The following is an 18,298-nucleotide window of genomic DNA, read 5'->3' on the forward strand; positions in this document are numbered from 1 at the left end:
TCAACACGCGGCTGCATTCGCGATAAACGGTCAGGTCAAAGTGGCGCACTTGCGATCCCTTGGAGTTGTCTAATTAACCTCAACCCGCTGTAACGCAGTTCACGCTTACCATCTCCATCAACGGAGGGTAGAACCATGGCTATTATCCCTGGCACCCTGGGTGATGACTTTCTGCTCGGCACCGAGGAAGACGACCAAATAACCGGCCTGGCCGGCAACGACAGCGTGTTTGCCCTTGGCGGCAACGACATTGTCGACGGCGGTGACGGCAACGATGACCTCTTCGGCGACCTCGGCAACGACACACTTCTCGGAGGCAACGACAACGATACTCTCGACGGCGGATCAGGCGCCGATATCCTCACCGGCGGTGCCGGCATCGACAGCTACTTCTGGACCGTGGAAACCGGTAACGAGTCCAGCTCCCTGAGCCAGGACCGCGTCACCGACTTCGAAGGTGCAGGTCAGGTCGGCGGCGACATCCTGCGGCTCTCCAGCTTCCCCAACCGCCTGGTCTTCCAGGGCGCTCGCAACGACGTACCCACGGTGGGAACCAGCCTCGGTTTCGGCAATAACGGCTTCACCGAAGTCTTCTTCGCCCTCGGTGCCGCCAGCACCCTGCTGTTCGCCGACTCCAACGACAACGGCATCTTCGACGCCACTGACTTCGCTGTGCAGCTGGACGGCATCCACAACCTGACCAGGAGCGACTTCGGCACCACCGCCTTCGTCCTGCGCGGTACTGAAGGCGGCGACGTGATCAATGGCACCAACGATCCTGACACCATCTTCGGCCTGGGCGGCGGCGATGTGATCAACGGCAATGGCGGCAACGACATCATCAATGGCGGCGACGGTAACGATACCCTGAACGGTGACGCGGGCATCGACCGGATCTCCGGTGGCACCGGCAATGACATTATCAATGGTGGCGCCGACCGCGACCTTCTGACCGGCAATGAGGGCAACGACATCATCAACGGTGGCGCCGGCAACGACACCACTCTGTCCGGCGGCGCAGGCAACGACGTCGTCAATGGCGGCGAAGGCAACGACACCCTCGACGGCGACGACGGCAACGACGTCCTCAATGGCGGCGTGGGCAACGACGACTTCTTCGGCGGCGACGGCAATGACCAGATCTTCGGCGAAGACGGCAACGACGAACTGTTCGCCGGCCCCGGCAACGACATGCTCAATGGCGGCGCCGGCAACGACCTGATCATGGGTGAAGGTGGCCAGGACAGTCTCACCGGTGGCGCCGGCGACGACGAGTTCGAGTTCTTCACCGGCTTCAACCCCAGCTCGCCCTTCGCCACCTTCGACACCCTGGTCGACTTCCAGGGCGCAGGCGTAGTGGGCGGCGACACCCTGGAACTCAACAATGAGTTCTTCTTCCGCGGCCAGGTCAATGTCAATCCGCAACTGGGCGCCGTGCTGGTGGGTGGTGGCAACGGCGTGACCGACCTGTTCTACAGCCTGCGCCCTGGCAACACCTGGCTGATCGCCGACGAAAACGACGACGGTGTGCTCGACAGCCTCGACTTCACCCTGCGCCTGCAGGGCACGCACAACCTGACGGCGGGCGACTTCGGTCGTAACACGAGCCTCATCACCGCCGGCACCGAGGGGAATGATGTGCTCACCGGCACCGATGGCGACGATCGCATCTTCGGCCTGGGCGGTAATGACCAGATCTTCGGCCTGGAAGGAGCCGACTTCCTCGACGGCGGCAGCGGTGACGACGTCATCGATAGCGGCCTGGGCTTCGACGAGCTGCTCGGCGGTTCCGGCAACGACACCCTGATCGTCCAGGAATTCGCCAATGCCAGTGGCGGCGATGGCGACGACCAGCTGTTCGGGGGCGACGACCCCTTCGGCTTCCAGTCCAACCTCGACGGTGACGCCGGCAACGACACCCTGACCGCGGGCGCCAGCGGCGCCGTCATGGAAGGCGGCGTAGGCGCCGACGTATTGGTGGGCAGCAGCGTCGACGACTTCATGGTCGGTGACGTTTTCTTCGAGCCGAGCCTCGGTGCGGACAAGTTCCAGTTCGGTGCGGTGTGGGGAACGGACACCATCTTCGACTTCGAGGACGGCACTGACCTGATCGACCTGAGCACTAGCGGTTTCACCTTCGCGAGTCTCGATATTGGAGAACAGTTCGGTGAGGCATTCATTACCGTCACTGGCCAGCCGGATGTGGGAAGCATCACCTTGACCGGCGTCCCACAGGCCGCGATCACCGAGGCGGACTTCGCCTTTACCTGAGTGATCGGCGCATGCTCACGCCGGGGGATGGCGTGAGCATGCCGCGTCGCGAAACCAGAAGGGGAAAGGGGACTGATTTATTTTTTTACTCCGAATGTCGGGTCGATTTCAGCCGGTCGAGGAAGGCAGAAGTCGGCCAGAAGCGTTCGGGAATGGCGGCTAACGATCCGAAACGGGCATGAAACTTCGAAGCTGAAACGTTTCGGCCTATCGGGAGAACCTTCAGATCCGGCCAGGTTGCGAGCCAGTTTTTTGAGCGCAGGCGGTTCAGATAGACCTGCCGTTTATCTGCTCGGAACTTCACCGTAGGTCGGACGACAAGGTTAAAGAGATCGTCTAGGCCGAGTGGTGCCGCGACCTCGACCACACCCTCTACTCCAAGCCGTACAGCTACCTTGAAACCTCAGGGTCAGGTCTTGTCTTTTGCGATCGCTATTATGCAAAAGGCAAGACCTGACCCCGCATTGCTTTGAGAAATACGAAAACCCCTGATTTCGAAAGAGATCGGGGGTTTTTGCTTTCTGGCTCCCCGGGGCCGTGTCGAAAAAGTATCGAAGCCCCTAGAGCGCCCCAAGTGGATTGAGCCTTACCGCATCCTGCATCCAACGCCGGCTCGCCAAACTGCGAGCCGCGCACTCAAGCAATACATGAGGACGGAAGGTTGAACCGCGGCTGTGTGTCGGTAACCGGCGTCGTCTAGGCTCAATTTCTCGGTCATATTCCATCTTGGAGGCCGTGTTCCCGCAGGAGGACTGCACATGCACATCACGACTTTCACTCTCACCTTACCGACTGCCCTGTTGGCAATAGCCTGCAGTTTCGCCAGTCAGGCCCAGCAAACGGACATGACCTTCTTTGTCACTAGCCTCGGCATGGGCAAGGGCGCCGATCTAGGTGGTCTGAGCGGCGCCGATAGGCACTGCCAGACGCTGGCCTCCGCCGTCGGGGCGGGCCAGCACACCTGGCGTGCTTACCTCAGCACCAGTGCCGTCGGCAGTGCGGGGGCGGTCAATGCCCGTGATCGCATCGGCCAGGGCCCTTGGCAAAACGCCAAGGGGGTCGTCATCGCCCGCGACGTCGCGCAACTGCACGGCGACAACCAACTGACCAAGGAAATGGCCCTGGACGAACACGGGGCGCTGGTTAAGGGGCGCGGCGACACGCCGAACATGCACGACATCCTCACCGGCTCGCAGGCGGACGGAACTGCGTTCGCCGGTAGCGATGACCATACCTGCAGCAACTGGACCAGCAGCGGCGAAGGGACGGCCCAGGTCGGTCATCATGACCGAATAGGACTGCGTGACGATGCGGCGGCACGCTCGTGGAACTCCTCGCACCCCTCGCGTGGCTGCAGCAGCGAAGCCCTGGCCGGCTCGGGCGGGGCGGGGCTGCTGTACTGCTTTGCCGCAGAATGACGGGCGATGCCGCTGCGGGGTCGCAAGTTGCAAGCGGGCCGGGCCGAGTAGAGTGGCCGGGGTCGCCGCATTCCTAGGCACGGCGGATCAGTGCAGAAAGTCTGTGAAACCTCAGGGTCAGGTCTTGTCTTTTGCCATCGCTATTATGCAAAAGGCAAGACCTGACCCCGTATTGCTATCCTTGCACCAGACGGAGTATCCGCCATCGATGACGTATTCAGTACCAGTAATGGAGCTTGCAAGCGGCGAGACGAGGAATGTGATGAGATCGGCTACTTCCCTTGGTTTAGCGGGTCGTCCGATCGGGATGCCTCCCATTGAGCCCATTACGATTTGGCGGCCACCCTCATAATCGGTGCCGTTCTGCCTCGCAATCTCCTCTACAAAGGCGACTGATGCCTCAGTCTCCACTCATCCCGGTGAAACCCTGGCTGACTCAACTACGCTTTAAGTGAAAGTTGCAGGCTGCCGAACCGGCAACTGGGAGGGGCCGTGAACAGTCACTGGTGGTGCCGCCTGCTCTTGCTGATGATACTGGTCGGATTACCGACGGGTTCGGCGAAGGCTGCGGGCAGTGTCGTGGTCCTGACCGTCAACGATGCCATTGGTCCAGCCAATGCCGACTACGTGGTGCGCGGCCTGACGCGTGCGGTGACCGAGGGCGCACAGTTGGTGGTCATCAACCTCGACACTCCCGGTGGGCTGGACACTTCGATGCGCTTGATCATCAAGGCGATTCTGGCCAGCCCCCTGCCAGTGGCCAGTTTCGTCGCCCCCAGTGGCGCACGCGCGGCCAGCGCCGGCACCTATATCCTGTATGCCAGCCACATTGCCGCCATGACCCCGGGCACCAACCTGGGCGCCGCTTCGCCGGTGCAGATCGGCGGCCTGCCCGGAACCGCGCCCGAACCGCCGCGCCCAACTACCACCGACAAGAACTCCCCGCCCGAGCCGCTGGACACCCTGACTCGCAAACAGATCAACGATGCGGCGGCTTACATCCGTGGTCTTGCGCAATTGCGCGGACGCAATGCCGACTGGGCCGAACAAGCGGTACGCGAAGCGGCCAGCCTGTCTGCCGACGAAGCACTCAGACTCAAGGTGGTCGATTATGTGGCCAATGACGTGGCGGACCTGCTCAAGCAACTGGACGGCAAGAGCCTGAATGTCGCCGGTCAAACGCTGAAACTGAGCACCGCCGGGGCTACTCTCATCGACCTTGCGCCTGATTGGCGCACGCAACTGCTGGCGGTGATCACCAACCCCAGTGTGGCCTTGCTGCTGATCATGATCGGGGTCTATGGCCTGATGTTCGAATTCATGAACCCGGGGTCGGGCGTCGGTGGGGTACTCGGTGGCATCTGTCTGTTGCTGGGGCTGTATGCCCTGCAACTGTTGCCGGTGAATTACGCCGGGGTCGGGCTCATTCTGCTGGGGCTGGCCTTTATGATCGCCGAGGCGTTTCTACCGAGTTTCGGTGTAATCGGCTTCGGTGGGGTGGTTGCCTTTGTAGTCGGCGCAGTGATTTTGATGGACACCGATGTGCCGGGCTTCGGCATTCCGTTGACGCTGATCATCGGCATGGCACTGACTAGTGCCCTGTTGCTGATGACGCTGGTCGGTATGGCGCTTAAGGCCCGACGCCGCGCCCTGGTCAGCGGCGATGCGGGTCTGGTCGGCAGCCTGGCCACGGTGACGGGGCTGCTGCCGGGCCTGCCGATGAGTGGCTGGGTGCAACTGCAGGGCGAAAAATGGCAAGTGCGGAGTAACTCGCCCCTGCGCCTGGGCCAACAGGTCCGGGTGGTGGCGCGCAAGGGCGTGCTGCTGGACGTCACTGTGCAGGATGAAACTCCACCGCTAGAAGATTAATCATGTTTGGCGAATTGGGTTTTGGCGCGCTGATAGCGCTGTTCCACGTGTTGGTGGTCTCGGCCTTCCGGATTCTGCGCGACTACGAGCGCGAGGTAGTGTGTACCAACTCGCCAATTCGGGTGCTTCTGGCAGGTCAAGGGGCCGGGATTGATTCTGCTGATTCCGATGGGGCAACAGATGGTTCGCGTGGCTGGCCGGGGGAGCGACAACTAGCCAGACATGGAGGGAAAGTGAAAAAAGTAAGTCCGTGCCCTATTGCTTGAGCGTCCGCAATGGGTCGGTTGCAGCCCCTAGCGACAGGCAGGAACAGGCCAAAATCACTGTTTGTTCAGCTCTAATCAAAAATCCGCCCTATTAATACGAAAACTGCTGCTAACAAGAACGAAACCGGCACAGGCAATATCGCCTGTACCGCATTCAAACGCCTACCCGTTCGCCGAGTGAACATCCTTGCCGCGCCAACGACCAATACGAAACTTAGAACGAGTGCCCATCCAAAATCACTCATGAAAATCACCTGCCCCTACTTCATTGGAGTCCAACACTAGCACCCTAGACAGTGCCGGGAAAACACTGATGATTCTCCTCTGTTTTTACGAATGTAAAGACCGACAGCTATGGGTCGTTCTCTGCCGGTCGCCGATCCTGATCCCTCTATGCAGTCTGTGCGCGTGGGCTACACTCAAAGGTGCGCCGATTTAATCCTACTTGCGGGGGCGCTTGAGAAATACTCGCTAAAGCGGAGTAGCTACCATGCCTACTCTTTCGATTGATTCACACACCCGTCTGCTTATCGCCAAAGCCATCATCTCGACCACAGGTGAAGCCGAAGCTATTCGTATCGTCCCGCTGCCGGACGGCGGTCAACTATTGCTGATGTTCAACTGCGGGCATGTCGCCGTCGATCTCGTATCGGATCAGGACGATCTGTTCGACAACCACCGCCTCGTGTTCGACGTATCTGCACAGGTCATTGCCGACATGGAAAGCCATCGCGGCGAATAGTTCGGGTTGTTTTTTGCTGCGAAAACCATGGTCGACTTTTTTAACAGAATCAACCGATTTCTGCCTGTCGCCACCGTCAGCTTTGGGTCGTTTTCTGTCGGTCATAGCCATAAAACGCGGTAGTCAAATCCATACAACTGGTTGCTCAAATCGAATGCAATCAGGTGAGCAAATCCATGCAGTTCCCCATCACGCCTTGACCCAGCGCTGGCGACTCCAGCTGCTCAGCCCGTCGACGGCAAACACCAGCACCAACATCGCCAGGATCACAGTACTAGCCTGGGCTTCCTGGAACAGGCTGAGGCTGACATAAAGCATCTGCCCCAAACCACCGGCACCGACGAAACCGAGCACGCTGGCCATGCGGATGTTGTTTTCCCAGCGATACAGGATGTACGCCAACAGCTGCGGAAACAGGTTGGGCAGGGTGCCGTAACAGAAGGCCCAGACGACGTTGCCGCCCTGCAGACGGATGGCTTCGGCGGGTTGCAGCGGGGTGTTTTCCAGTGCTTCGGCGAACAATCGACCCAGCACCCCGGTGGTGTGCATCGCCAATGCCAGGGTCCCGGCGTTGGGGCCGAGTCCGGCTGCCAGCACCATCAGCGCGGCCCACACCAGTTCGGGAATGGCGCGCAGGGCGTTAAGCACGAGGCGCGACGCACTCTGCAGCGGCCAACCGAAACGACCGGCCGCCGGCAAAGCCAGCACCAGGCCGAATACCGCCGCGAGCAGGGTGCCGAGGGCCGACATGGCCATGGTTTCCACGGCGCCACGGCCGATGGCTTGCAGATGGCCGGTGCTCAGGTCCGGGCTGAGAAAACGCAGCACGTAGGCACCCATCTGCTTCAGGTTACCGCTGCCCGTCAGTTCGCCGAGGTCGATGCCCAGGTAGCTGAACGATGCGACGACCGCTGCACCAATGCACAGGATCAGCAGCAGGTTGAAAAGGCGATTCATGCGAACCTCCAGCGCAACAGGCGGCTGATCTGATCGGCGAACAGCACCAGGACGAAAAAGGTCAGCAACATGCTCGCCACTTCACCGCCGGCGAACATGCGCAACGACAAATCGATCTGCTGGCCCAGCCCGCCGGCGCCGACGAAGCCCATCACCACCGACGCGCGGATCGCGCATTCCCAGCGATATACCGTGTACGACAGCAGCTCCGCCGCGACATTGGGCAGGATGCCGTAGCAGAACGCCGCCAACCGGCCGCTGCCGGCTTGCATCAGTGAGTGGGCTGGGCGCTGGTCGACCGACTCGAAAATTTCCGCGTAGACCTTGCCCAGCATGCCGCTGTAGGTGATGGCAATGGCCAGCACCCCGGCCGTCGGGCCAAGGCCGACGGCGCGCACGAACAGCAAGGCCCAGACGATTTCCGGCACGCTGCGCAGGAAGATCAGCAACCCGCGCACCGGCCAGCGCAACAACCGGCCCAAGGCGCTCGGGCGACCGCTGCGCGAAGCCGCCGACAACGAGAGCGCCCGGCTGGCCAGCAGGCTGGCAGGGATGGCCAATAGCAAGGCCAGGGCCATGCCGGCGGTGGCGATAGCCAGGGTTTGCAACGTGGCTTGCCACAGCAGCTGGAGGAACTCTTCGCCATGGGCCGGTGGCCAGAAGGCCGAGACAAACCGGCCCATTTCACTTTGGCTGTCAGCCTGGAGCAGCACACCCAGGTCCAGTTCGCTGAAATGAATACCGGGCCACAACAGGGCAAGCGCCAACAAACTGAGCAACAGGCGGGGCAGGGTGGCCGGGTCTCGTGTATCGCGGGTCAGCATCGTGGAATCTGCAGGCTCAAGGGCGCCACCGGCGCGGGCGGCGACAGCAGTTGCTCGTTGGCGTAGAGCTTGTCGAGCAAATCGTGGTCGACGTCGCTGGCGGGAAGATCGAACAGGATCTGCCCTTCACGCAATCCGATGATGCGCGAGAAGTGCGCCAGGGCCAGTTCCACCGCATGCAGGCTGGCGACCAGCGTCACCTGGTGTTCCCGGGCATGGCGGCAGAGAACTGACAGGGTGTGCCCGGCTAGCACAGGGTCCATCGCCGACACCGGCTCATCGGCCAGCAGCACTTCTGGCGCCTGGTACAGCACCCGGGCAATGCCCACGCGCTGCAGTTGGCCGCCGGACAATTGCTGGCACTGGGCGAACAGCTTGTCACCCAGGTCCAGCTTGAGCAGTGCCGCCCGCGCGCCTGGAACATCCACCGGATGCAACAGGCTCAACAGGCTTTTGGCAAAACCCCATTGCCCCAGCTTTCCGGCCAGCACCGCCGTGACCACCCGTTGCCGGGGGGGCAGGGGGGGGGCCTGATGCACCAGGCCGATGCGCGCCCGCAACTGCTGACGCCGACGCGCGCCGAGCTGCCAGGCGTGTTCGCCGAGCACCTCGACCGCGCCGTTGTCCGGGCGCAGGGCGGTGGCCATCACGTTGAGCAGGCTCGACTTGCCGGCACCGGACGGGCCGATGATTGCGACTTGCTCACCGGCGCCGATGTGCAGGTCGACCTCATGCAGCGCACGCACGCCGTTGCCGTGGGTGAGGCTGACCCGGTTCAGGTGCAAGGTCATTTCAACAGGTCGGCAGCGCGCGCGGCTTCCTCGATGCCCTTGTAGTTCTCAGGCTTGGTCTCGATGAAGCGGCTGGCGGCTTGCAGATCCAGAATCGCTTTTTGCTCCGGGTTGGCCGGGTCGAGCGCGAGGAAGGCCGCCTTGATTTTGCCAGCCAGGGCCGGGTCGAGGGTGCCGCGCACGGTCCAGTTGTAGTCGAAGTAGGCCGGTGTGGTGGCGAAGACCTTGACCTTGTCGGTGTCGACCTTGCCGGCCTTGACCAGTTTTTCCCAGACGCTGGCATTGAGTACGCCGGCGTCCACTTTGCCAGCCTGAACCCAGGCGACCGTGGCGTCGTGGGCGCCCGAGTAACCGACGCGACTGAAATAGGTTTCCGGCTTGATGCCGTCCTGCAGCATGAAGTAGCGCGGCATCAGACTGCCCGACGTCGATGAGACCGAACCGAAGGCAAAGGACTTGCCCTTGAGGTCGGCCAGCGACTTGACGGCCGGGTCGGCGGTGATGAATTTGCTGGTGAACTGGGCGTCCTGCTCACGCTGTACCAGTGGAATGGCATTGCCGGTTTTCAGTCGCGCCTGCACGAAGGTGAAGCCGCCCAGCCAGGCCATGTCGATACGGTCTGTGGCCAGCGCCTCGACCACCGCCGGGTAGTCGGACACCGGCACGAACTCGACCTTCATGCCCAGTTGCTTCTCCAGATACTCGCCCAGGGGCTTGAACTTGCGCAGCAATTCGGTGGGGGCTTCATCAGGAATGGCGCTGACCTTGAGGGTATCGGCGGCCTGTGCCAGCAGGGCGGAAAAGGATAGGGTCAGGCCGACGGCCAATGCCAGGGTACGTTTGAGCATGGAAGTTCTCCGGTTCAATAGCGGAAAAATGTCGATGCGCCCCGCACAAGCTGATTGCTGCACGACGCTTCGTGAGGGTAGACGAAAATGGCGCGATTATAGGGGCTCTTGCGTGCTTGACCAGCGTTGCAACAGGGCTTCAGGCAAAAATGAAACTGTAGGAGCGAACTCGCTCGCGATGGTCGTTAACGATACCGCGTGTTTACTGACTGAACGCGACGGTCTTGAGTCCATCGCGAGCGAGCTCGCTCCTACAGGTTTTGCAGTGTCCCACCATTCAGGTGATTTACATCCTTGCCAACGCCTGCGCCAGATCGGCCCGCAAGTCCTCGACATCCTCGACGCCCACCGACAACCGCACCAACCCATCGCCAATTCCCAGTTCCGCGCGGGTATCGGGCGGGATGGTGGCGTGGGTCATGATTGCCGGGTGTTCGATCAGGCTTTCCACGCCGCCCAGGCTTTCGGCCAGGGCGAAGATCTGCACGCTTTCAAGGAAGCGTTTGGTACCGGCCAGGTCACTGTTGAGGTCGAGGGCGATCATCCCGCCGAAACCGCGCATTTGCCGCTGGGCCAGTTCGTGTTGCGGGTGCGACGGCAGGCCAGGGTAGTAGACCCGTGAGACTTGTGGCTGGCGCTCCAGCCACTGCGCCAGCTCCAGTGCGTTGCTGCAATGTCGCTCCATGCGCAGCGCCAGGGTCTTCACGCCGCGCAGGGTAAGGAACGCATCGAACGGGCCGGCGATGGCGCCGACGGCGTTTTGCAGGAAGCCCAGGCGCTCGGCCAGTTCGGCGTTCTGCCCGACCACGGCGATACCGCCGATCACGTCGGAGTGACCGTTGAGGTATTTGGTGGTCGAGTGCAGCACGATGTCGAAGCCAAGCTCCAGCGGGCGCTGGATCCACGGGCTGGCGAAGGTGTTGTCGGCCACGCAGATGATGCCGCGGGCGCGGCAGGTGCGGGCGATGGCGGAGAGGTCGGTGAGGCGCAGCAGCGGATTGCTCGGGGTCTCGACCATGACCATGCGTGTGTCGTCTTGCAGGGACGCCTCGAACGCCGCCAGGTCGGTCAGGTCGACGAAGCTGAAGCGGTGCCCGGCGCTGCGCTGGCGCACCTTGTCGAACAGGCGGAAGGTGCCGCCGTACAGGTCGTTGCCCGAAACGATGTGCGAGCCGGCGTCGAGCAGTTCGAGCACCGTGGAAATGGTCGCCAGCCCCGAGGCGAAGGCAAAGCCCCGGGTGCCGCCTTCGAGGTCGGCCACGCAGCGTTCCAGCGCCCAGCGCGTCGGGTTGTGCGAGCGCCCGTAGTCCAGGCCCTTGTGCACCCCGGGGCTCTGTTGCAGGTAGGTGGAGTTGGCGTAGATCGGCGGCATCAACGCCCCGGTCGAAGGGTCCGGCGCTTGCCCGGCGTGGATCACCCGGGTGGCGAAGCCCTGTGGCGGGGCGTTTTTATCCTGTTGACTCATGGCAGGGATCTCCGCAAATGGTTGAGCATGTCGGTTCGGGTAATCAGGCCGTGAAAGCCCGAGGCATCCTGGATGATCGCCACCAGTCCACGGCCCAGCTCGGCTTCCAGTTCAGCCAGCGTGGCATCGGGGGACAGGGTTTGCAGTTTGTCGGTCATGGCGCTGGAGACGGCCCTGCGAAAGTGCGCAACGTCTTCATGCACGCCCAGCAGGATGTCGGACTCGTCGATCACGCCGACCAGTTGCTGCCCCTTCACCAGCACCGGCAGCTGCGAGACATCCGCCAGGCGCATGCGCTGGAAAGCCGTCAGTAGCGTGTCATCCGGGCCGACGCTGATCACTCGGCCATCCTCGAAGCGCCGCGCGATCAGGTCGCGCAGGTCGCCGTAGTGCTTGCGTTGCAGCAGGCCCTGATCGTTCATCCACTGGTCGTTGTAGACCTTCGACAGGTAACGCGTACCGGTGTCGCAGACGAAGCTGACCACCCGTTTCGGCTGGGTCTGTTCGCGGCAGTAACGCAACGCCGCCGCCAGCAAGGTGCCGGTCGACGAACCGCCGAGAATCCCTTCGGCGCGCAGCAGTTGGCGGGCGTGATCAAAGCTTTCTTCGTCGCTGATCGAATAGGCGTGGCGCACGCTGGACAGGTCGGCAATCGACGGGATGAAGTCTTCGCCAATGCCTTCCACCGCCCAGGAACCGGGGGTGGGGAGGGTGCCACCGCGGCTGTATTCGGCCATCACCGAACCGACCGGGTCGGCCAGGACCATTTCCAGGTCCGGCTGTACTCGTTTGAAGAAACGGGTCAGCCCGGTGAGGGTGCCGGCCGAACCGACGCCGACGACGATGGCGTCCACATCATGCTGGGTTTGTGCCCAGATCTCTGGCGCGGTGCTGCATTCGTGGGCCAGCGGGTTGGCCGGGTTGTTGAACTGGTCGGCGAAGAACGCATCGGGAATTTCCGCTGCCAGCCGTGCGGCGACGTCCTGGTAATACTCGGGATGGCCCTTGCCGACGTCGGAGCGGGTGATGTGCACCTCGGCGCCCATGGCCTTGAGGTGCAAGACCTTCTCGGTGGACATCTTGTCCGGCACCACCAGCACCACTCGGTAACCCTTGGCGCGGCCGACCAGGGCCAGGCCGAGGCCGGTGTTGCCGGCGGTGGCTTCGACGATGGTGCCGCCGGGGCGCAGGCGGCCATCGCGTTCGGCGGTGTCGATCATCGCCAGACCGATGCGGTCCTTGATCGAGCCGCCGGGATTCTGGGATTCGAGTTTGAGAAACAGCGTACACGGGCCGGTATCGAATCGGCTGACGCGTACCAGAGGTGTATTGCCGATCAGTTCGAGCACGGCAGGGCGGGAGTTGTCAGTCATGTCGTCACTTCCTTGCGCTATTCGCACTGGGTGGACATCGACCGGCGCTGTGCCATCAGGCGTCAATCGCCGGCATTGCATCGCTAGGACCATAGGCCGGGATCAGGCCTCCCGCAACCTTGCACAGCCGACCGGTCGGCTCGACGCTTTTTCCTCGCCAGCAACCACAAAAAACATAATTTCGCTATTTCCCGGCTCCGAACAGAATGCGGCCAACACCCTGACACCGATAGCCGCAGCAGAAGAACAACAGTGATCAGAATCGAGGCGGCAGCCATGACCGACCTGAATCAAACCACCTTTCAGAAGTGCACAGCCATGACAGTTGATAAAACCGAAATTGATACGCTTGTTGTTGGCGCCGGCCAGGCCGGCGTGGCCATGAGTGAACACCTGAGCAAGCTCGGTGTGCCTCACCTCGTTGTGGAGCGCAATCGTATCGCCGAAGCCTGGCGCACCGGTCGCTGGGATTCGCTGGTAGCCAACGGCCCGGCCTGGCACGACCGCTTCCCGGGGCTGGAATTCGACGGTCTGGACCCGGATGCCTTCGCCGGGAAAGAGCAGGTGGCTCAGTACTTCGAAGCCTATGCCCGCAAGTTCAACGCGCCGATTCGTACCGGCGTGGACGTGAAGAAAGTCGAACGTAACATCGACCGTCCCGGTTTCACCGTTGAAACCTCTGATGGCGTGATCGAGGCCCGGCATGTGGTGGTCGCCACCGGTCCGTTCCAGCGTCCGGCCATTCCGCCGATTGCCCCACAAATCGCCGGCATCGCGCAGATTCACTCCGCCCAATACTACAACCCGCAGCAACTGGCCGAAGGCGCGGTGCTGGTGGTGGGTGCAGGTTCCTCGGGCGTGCAGATCGCCGATGAACTGCAACGTTCCGGCAAGCAGGTCTACCTGTCGGTGGGCGCCCACGATCGTCCGCCGCGTGCCTATCGCAACCGTGATTTCTGCTGGTGGCTGGGGGTGCTTGGCGAGTGGGATGCCGAAGCCATGCAACCGGGCAAGGAACACGTGACCATCGCCGTGAGCGGTGCCCGTGGCGGCCATACCGTGGACTTCCGCCGGCTGGCTCACCAAGGCATGACCCTGGTTGGCCTGACCCAAGCGTTTAACGGCGCCATGGTGAGTTTCGAAAACAACCTCGCTGACAACATCCAGCGCGGCGATGAAAACTACTTGGCGTTGCTCGACAAGGCCGACGCCTACATCGAACGCAATGGCCTGGACCTGCCACTGGAACCCGAAGCCCGGGCCATGCTGGCGGACCCGGATTGCGTGACCAATCCAATCCTGGAGCTGGATCTGCTCAATGCCGGTGTCACCACGATTATCTGGGCCACTGGTTACTCCACCGATTACAGCTGGCTGAAGGTCGATGCCTTCAAGGAAAACGGCAAGCCGCAGCACCAGCGCGGTGTGTCGGCCGAGCCGGGGGTGTATTTCGTGGGGTTGCCTTGGCAGTCCCGTCGTGGCTCCGCGTTTATCTGGGGCGTTTGGCACGACGCCAAGCACATCGCCGATCACATCGTTAAACAGCACACCTATCTCAACTACCGGGATGCGACCCAGCGTCAAGCCGAAGCCGCCCGTGCACCTATTCACAAAGCCAGCCTCATGGGAGTTCGTTAATGCCTACTCATACCCGCATCCGCATGTTCAACACCAAAGACACCTACCCGAACCAGACGCTGGACAACGATTTGTGCCAGGCCGTGCGCGCCGGCAACACCGTGTATGTGCGTGGTCAGGTCGGTACCGATTTCAACGGCCAACTGGTGGGCCTCGGTGATCCGCGCGCCCAGGCCGAGCAGGCCATGCGCAATGTCAAGCAACTGCTGGAAGAGGCGGGCAGCGACCTGAGCCACATCGTCAAGACCACCACCTACCTGATCGACCCGCGCTATCGCGAGCCGGTGTACCAGGAGGTCGGCAAGTGGCTCAAGGGCGTGTTCCCGATTTCCACGGGCCTTGTGGTCAGCGCCCTCGGCCAGCCGCAGTGGCTGATGGAAATTGATGTGATCGCCGTCATCCCTGAATAAGGAATTCGCCATGACTTTTTCCATCGTGGGTCGCTGCGCCGAGACCGGCCAGCTGGGCATTGCCATCAGCTCTTCGAGCATTGCCGTCGGTGCGCGCTGCCCGTGGCTGCGGGCCGGTGTCGGCGCGGTGTCGAGCCAGAACATCACGCTGCCGGCCCTCGGCCCGCAGATCCTCGATGAACTGGCCAACGGCTCGGCGCCGCCCCAGGCGCTGGACCACTCATTGACCCGCAACGGCTACAGCCAATACCGCCAGGTGGCGGTGGTGGATGCCCACGGGCGCACGGCGGTGTTCAGTGGCAACCATGCCCTGGGCATCAATAACGCTGTGGCCGGTGACCAATGCGTGGCGGCCGGCAACCTGCTGGCCAACAGTGGGGTGATCGAGGCGATGGTCGCGGCGTTCGAAAACAGCGAAGGCTGTCTCGCCACCCGGCTGATGAGCGCGTTGCAGGCCGGGCAGGACGCTGGCGGCGAAGCCGGCGCGGTGCACTCGGCAGCGTTGTCGGTGGTCGGTGACCTGACCTGGCCGATTGTCGACCTTCGGGTGGACTGGGCCGAGGAAAACCCGATTGGCGAGCTGGGCAAACTGTGGACGGCCTACGAGCCGCAATTGCAGGACTACCTGACCCGCGCCCTCAATCCGACCCTGGCCCCCGCGTATGGAGTGCCAGGCGATGAGTGAGTTGCGCAGCCGCGCCATGCTCGCGCGATTGATCGGGTTCGCCACGGTCAGCCGCGATTCGAACCTGGAGCTGATCGAGTTCGTGCGCGACTACCTGCACGAACTGGGCGTGGATTGCGAACTGATCTACAACGCCGAGCGGACCAAGGCCAATCTGTTGGCCACGGTCGGACCGTGTGTGGCCGGCGGCATCGTGTTGTCCGGGCACACCGACGTGGTGCCGGTGGACGGCCAGGCCTGGACGGTCGAACCGTTCTGCCTGAGCGAGGCGCACGGCAAGCTTTACGGTCGCGGCAGCGCGGACATGAAGGGCTATCTGGCTTCTGTGCTGGCCGCTGTGCCGATGTTTCTCTCCAGCCCTTTAAAGCGCCCGGTGCATTTGGCGTTTTCCTATGACGAAGAAGTCGGTTGCCTCGGCGTGCGCGGCTTGCTGGAGGTGCTGCCCCAACGCATCCCGGCACCGGCGCTGTGTTTGATCGGCGAGCCGACCGAACTCAAGCCGGTGCTCGGTCACAAGGGCAAACTGGCGATGCGGTGTCACGTGCGCGGCGCCGCCTGTCATTCGGCCTACGCACCTTACGGGGTCAATGCCATCGAGCAGGCCGCGCGCCTGATCGGTCGGCTGGGGGACATCGGCGCCACCCTGGCCCGGCCGCCATTGCACGACAAGCGCTTCGATCCTGCGTTCTCGACCGTGCAGGTCGGAGTGATCCAGGGCGGTACGGCGCTGAACATCGTTCCAGCGGACTGTCGTTTCGATTTCGAGATCCGCGCCTTGCCGGACTTCGCCCCGCAAGTGGTCGTCGATGAGTTGCAGGACTACGCCGAGCAGACGTTGCTGCCGGCCATGCAGGCCGTGGACACCGATACCGGTATCCGCTTTGAAAAAATCTCGGCCTATCCCGGCCTGGCGACACCCGCCGACAGTGCAGCGGCCCGCCTCATTGCCCAGCTGTGCGGCAGCGACGAGTTCAGCACCGTGGCCTTTGGCACCGAAGGCGGGCTGTTCGATCAGGCCGGCATTCCGTCGGTGGTCTGTGGTCCCGGCAGCATGGACCAGGGGCACAAGCCCGATGAATTTGTCAGCGTTGATCAGATGGCGGCCTGTGACCGCTTGATGGATCGCCTGGCGGCTTACTTGAGTGAATCCGAACACCCATAACAACAACGGGCCGACAAGCCCCGAGGAAGCGATCCATGTCCAGATCCTTGCGTTGCAGTGTTCCGTTTGCCCTGGCGTTGTTGAGTGCCAGTGTGTGGGCGGCCCCCCAGGACCTCACCGTGATTTCCTTCGGTGGTGCTACCAAACAGGCCCAGGATAAGGCCTACTTCCAGCCCTTCAACGCCAGCGGCGCGGGCAACATCATCGCCGGGGAGTACAACGGCGAGCTGTCGAAGATCAAGGCCATGGTTTCCGCCGGTCACACCAGCTGGGACGTGGTGGAAGTCGAAAGCCCCGAGCTGTTGCGTGGCTGCGAAGAGGGCCTGTTCGAGAAGCTCGATGCGGGACGCTTCGGTGATTCGGCGAACTTCGTGCCGGGTGCGCTGACCGAGTGCGGTGTCGCAACCTATGTCTGGTCGATGGTCATGGCCTACGACCAGAGCAAGCAGGCCAAGGCGCCGCAGTCCTGGGCCGACTTCTGGAACGTCGCCGACTTCCCGGGCAAGCGCGGCTTGCGCAAGAGCGCCAAGTACACCCTGGAAATCGCGTTGCTCGCCGACGGCGTCAAGGCGGACGACGTGTACAAGGTCTTGAAAACCCCGCAAGGCGTGACGCGGGCTTTTGCCAAGCTCGACCAGATCAAGCCGAACATCCAGTGGTGGGAGGCGGGCGCGCAGCCGGCGCAATGGCTGGTGGCCGGTGACGTGGTGATGAGCGCGGCCTACAACGGCCGGATCGCTTCGGCGCAGAAGGAAGGCATGAAACTGAGCATCGTCTGGCCGCAGAGCCTGTACGACCCGGAATACTGGGCGGTGGTCAAAGGCACGCCGAACAAGGCGCTGGCGGAAAACTTCATCGCCTTTGCCAGCCAGCCGCAGACGCAAAAAGTCTTCTCGGAAACCATCCCCTACGGGCCGGTGCATCGCCAGACCCTGCCATTGCTGCCCAAGGATGTGCAGGACCAACTGCCGACCGCCGAGGCCAACCTGGCCGGCGCGCGGGCCGTGGACGCGGAGTTCTGGGTTGACCATGGCGAGGAACTTGAACAGCGCTTCAATGCCTGGGCTGCGCGCTAACACAGGCACCACATAACCCCTGTGGGAGCGGGCTTGCTCGCGAAAGCGGTATGTCAGTCACATCGATGTTGGATGTGCCACCGTCTTCGCGAGCAAGCCCGCTCCCACAAAAAGCACAGTGCAATACCTCGGGTTCATGCTTTGCCGTCTTCGCGCAGTGGTGATGGCAGTCAATTCGGATGCAGGACCCTGTGGGAGCGAGCTTGCTCGCGATGAGGCCGTCAGATTCAACATCGCCGTTGACTGACTCTCCGCCATCGCGAGCAAGCTCGCTCCCACAGGGATTTCGTCGTTCAGTTGTCATGGCGTTCTGATCAATATTTTATTTTTATTGGTTATTTCTGCCGGTTATTCCGGAAAACCACGCAATCTTTTTTAAGGTTTAAAGGCACAAATTAACTAATTTTCCTCCTCTCGCTCTTTGTCCATGATCGCCTCCAACAAGAAATGCGCAGGTATGCCCGCGCACACCGAAGTACGAACACGTACTCATCCTTGCCTTG

General features: G+C 62.2%; 15 protein-coding genes and 3 pseudogenes. 10 read left to right on the forward strand and 8 right to left on the reverse strand.

The features are described 5' to 3' along the window. Positions 1-135: 135 nt before the first annotated feature. Positions 136-2,271 carry a calcium-binding protein gene (locus tag AC1RS8_RS10145; RefSeq protein WP_489338719.1) on the forward strand — a complete coding sequence of 712 codons (2,136 nt, stop codon included), beginning with the start codon at positions 136-138 and terminating at the stop codon, positions 2,269-2,271. Between the two features lie 214 nt (positions 2,272-2,485). Here AC1RS8_RS10145 and AC1RS8_RS10150 read toward each other — a convergent pair. After that, a pseudogene (locus AC1RS8_RS10150) lies at positions 2,486-2,665 on the reverse strand (nucleotidyltransferase family protein); the annotation flags it as partial. Between the two features lie 364 nt (positions 2,666-3,029). On the opposite strand from AC1RS8_RS10150, the gene AC1RS8_RS10155 reads away from it, so the two are divergent. Continuing rightward, positions 3,030-3,689, forward strand: a complete 660-nt coding sequence (locus AC1RS8_RS10155) for a hypothetical protein (RefSeq protein WP_090456259.1) — start codon at positions 3,030-3,032, stop codon at positions 3,687-3,689. 198 nt (positions 3,690-3,887) lie between these two features. On the opposite strand, the pseudogene AC1RS8_RS10160 reads toward AC1RS8_RS10155, so the two are convergent. Then, positions 3,888-4,130 (reverse strand): annotated as a pseudogene (locus AC1RS8_RS10160) (SDR family oxidoreductase); the annotation flags it as partial. A gap of 51 nt (positions 4,131-4,181) precedes the next feature. On the opposite strand from AC1RS8_RS10160, the gene AC1RS8_RS10165 reads away from it, so the two are divergent. The 3 genes and pseudogenes from AC1RS8_RS10165 (at position 4,182) to AC1RS8_RS10175 (ending at position 6,566) form a co-directional block, all read left to right on the forward strand. After that, complete coding sequence (locus AC1RS8_RS10165; RefSeq protein WP_489338718.1) at positions 4,182-5,558, forward strand: NfeD family protein; 1,377 nt, start codon at positions 4,182-4,184, stop codon at positions 5,556-5,558. Positions 5,559-5,560: 2 nt separating this feature from the next. After that, positions 5,561-5,750 (forward strand): annotated as a pseudogene (locus AC1RS8_RS10170) (slipin family protein); the annotation flags it as partial. Between the two features lie 564 nt (positions 5,751-6,314). Then, positions 6,315-6,566: a hypothetical protein gene (locus AC1RS8_RS10175; RefSeq protein ID WP_090456258.1), complete on the forward strand. Its 252-nt coding sequence runs from the start codon at positions 6,315-6,317 to the stop codon at positions 6,564-6,566. Positions 6,567-6,755: 189 nt separating this feature from the next. On the opposite strand, the gene phnE is transcribed toward AC1RS8_RS10175, so the two are convergent. From phnE to AC1RS8_RS10205, 6 genes are all read right to left on the reverse strand, one after another. Then, positions 6,756-7,523: a phosphonate ABC transporter, permease protein PhnE gene (gene phnE / locus AC1RS8_RS10180; RefSeq protein ID WP_489338717.1), complete on the reverse strand. Its 768-nt coding sequence runs from the start codon at positions 7,521-7,523 to the stop codon at positions 6,756-6,758. Beyond that, positions 7,520-8,347 carry a PhnE/PtxC family ABC transporter permease gene (locus AC1RS8_RS10185; RefSeq protein ID WP_489338716.1) on the reverse strand — a complete coding sequence of 276 codons (828 nt, stop codon included), beginning with the start codon at positions 8,345-8,347 and terminating at the stop codon, positions 7,520-7,522. The genes phnE and AC1RS8_RS10185 overlap by 4 nt, the downstream gene beginning before the upstream one ends. Next, positions 8,341-9,138, reverse strand: coding sequence for a phosphonate ABC transporter ATP-binding protein (locus AC1RS8_RS10190; RefSeq protein WP_489338715.1), 798 nt, complete (start codon positions 9,136-9,138; stop codon positions 8,341-8,343). Before AC1RS8_RS10190 ends, AC1RS8_RS10185 begins: the two co-directional genes overlap by 7 nt. Further along, on the reverse strand, positions 9,135-9,986 hold the full coding sequence (locus tag AC1RS8_RS10195) for a putative selenate ABC transporter substrate-binding protein (RefSeq protein WP_489338714.1): 852 nt from the start codon (positions 9,984-9,986) through the stop codon (positions 9,135-9,137). The genes AC1RS8_RS10190 and AC1RS8_RS10195 overlap by 4 nt, the downstream gene beginning before the upstream one ends. Positions 9,987-10,272: 286 nt before the next feature. After that, positions 10,273-11,451 carry a trans-sulfuration enzyme family protein gene (locus tag AC1RS8_RS10200; protein WP_489338713.1) on the reverse strand — a complete coding sequence of 393 codons (1,179 nt, stop codon included), beginning with the start codon at positions 11,449-11,451 and terminating at the stop codon, positions 10,273-10,275. Further along, positions 11,448-12,824 carry a pyridoxal-phosphate dependent enzyme gene (locus AC1RS8_RS10205; RefSeq protein WP_090456244.1) on the reverse strand — a complete coding sequence of 459 codons (1,377 nt, stop codon included), beginning with the start codon at positions 12,822-12,824 and terminating at the stop codon, positions 11,448-11,450. Before AC1RS8_RS10205 ends, AC1RS8_RS10200 begins: the two co-directional genes overlap by 4 nt. Positions 12,825-13,100: 276 nt before the next feature. Between AC1RS8_RS10205 and AC1RS8_RS10210 the strand changes: the two genes are divergently transcribed. From AC1RS8_RS10210 to AC1RS8_RS10230, 5 genes are read left to right on the forward strand one after another with little or no spacing between them, the layout of a single operon-like run. Next, on the forward strand, positions 13,101-14,462 hold the full coding sequence (locus AC1RS8_RS10210; RefSeq protein ID WP_489338712.1) for a flavin-containing monooxygenase: 1,362 nt from the start codon (positions 13,101-13,103) through the stop codon (positions 14,460-14,462). Beyond that, positions 14,462-14,872: a RidA family protein gene (locus AC1RS8_RS10215; protein ID WP_003201555.1), complete on the forward strand. Its 411-nt coding sequence runs from the start codon at positions 14,462-14,464 to the stop codon at positions 14,870-14,872. The genes AC1RS8_RS10210 and AC1RS8_RS10215 overlap by 1 nt, the downstream gene beginning before the upstream one ends. Before the next feature lie 10 nt (positions 14,873-14,882). Further along, a complete protein-coding gene (locus tag AC1RS8_RS10220) occupies positions 14,883-15,557 on the forward strand; it encodes a DUF1028 domain-containing protein (protein ID WP_090456242.1) in 675 nt (224 codons plus the stop codon). Continuing rightward, on the forward strand, positions 15,550-16,719 hold the full coding sequence (argE, locus tag AC1RS8_RS10225; protein WP_489338711.1) for an acetylornithine deacetylase: 1,170 nt from the start codon (positions 15,550-15,552) through the stop codon (positions 16,717-16,719). The genes AC1RS8_RS10220 and argE overlap by 8 nt, the downstream gene beginning before the upstream one ends. 35 nt (positions 16,720-16,754) lie before the next feature. Continuing rightward, positions 16,755-17,795 (forward strand): ABC transporter substrate-binding protein, encoded by a 1,041-nt coding sequence (locus AC1RS8_RS10230; protein WP_090456239.1) that lies wholly within the window; start codon positions 16,755-16,757, stop codon positions 17,793-17,795. Positions 17,796-18,298 lie beyond the last annotated feature (503 nt).

The sequence above is a fragment of the Pseudomonas sp. GW821-FHT12A04 genome, assembly GCF_058807755.1.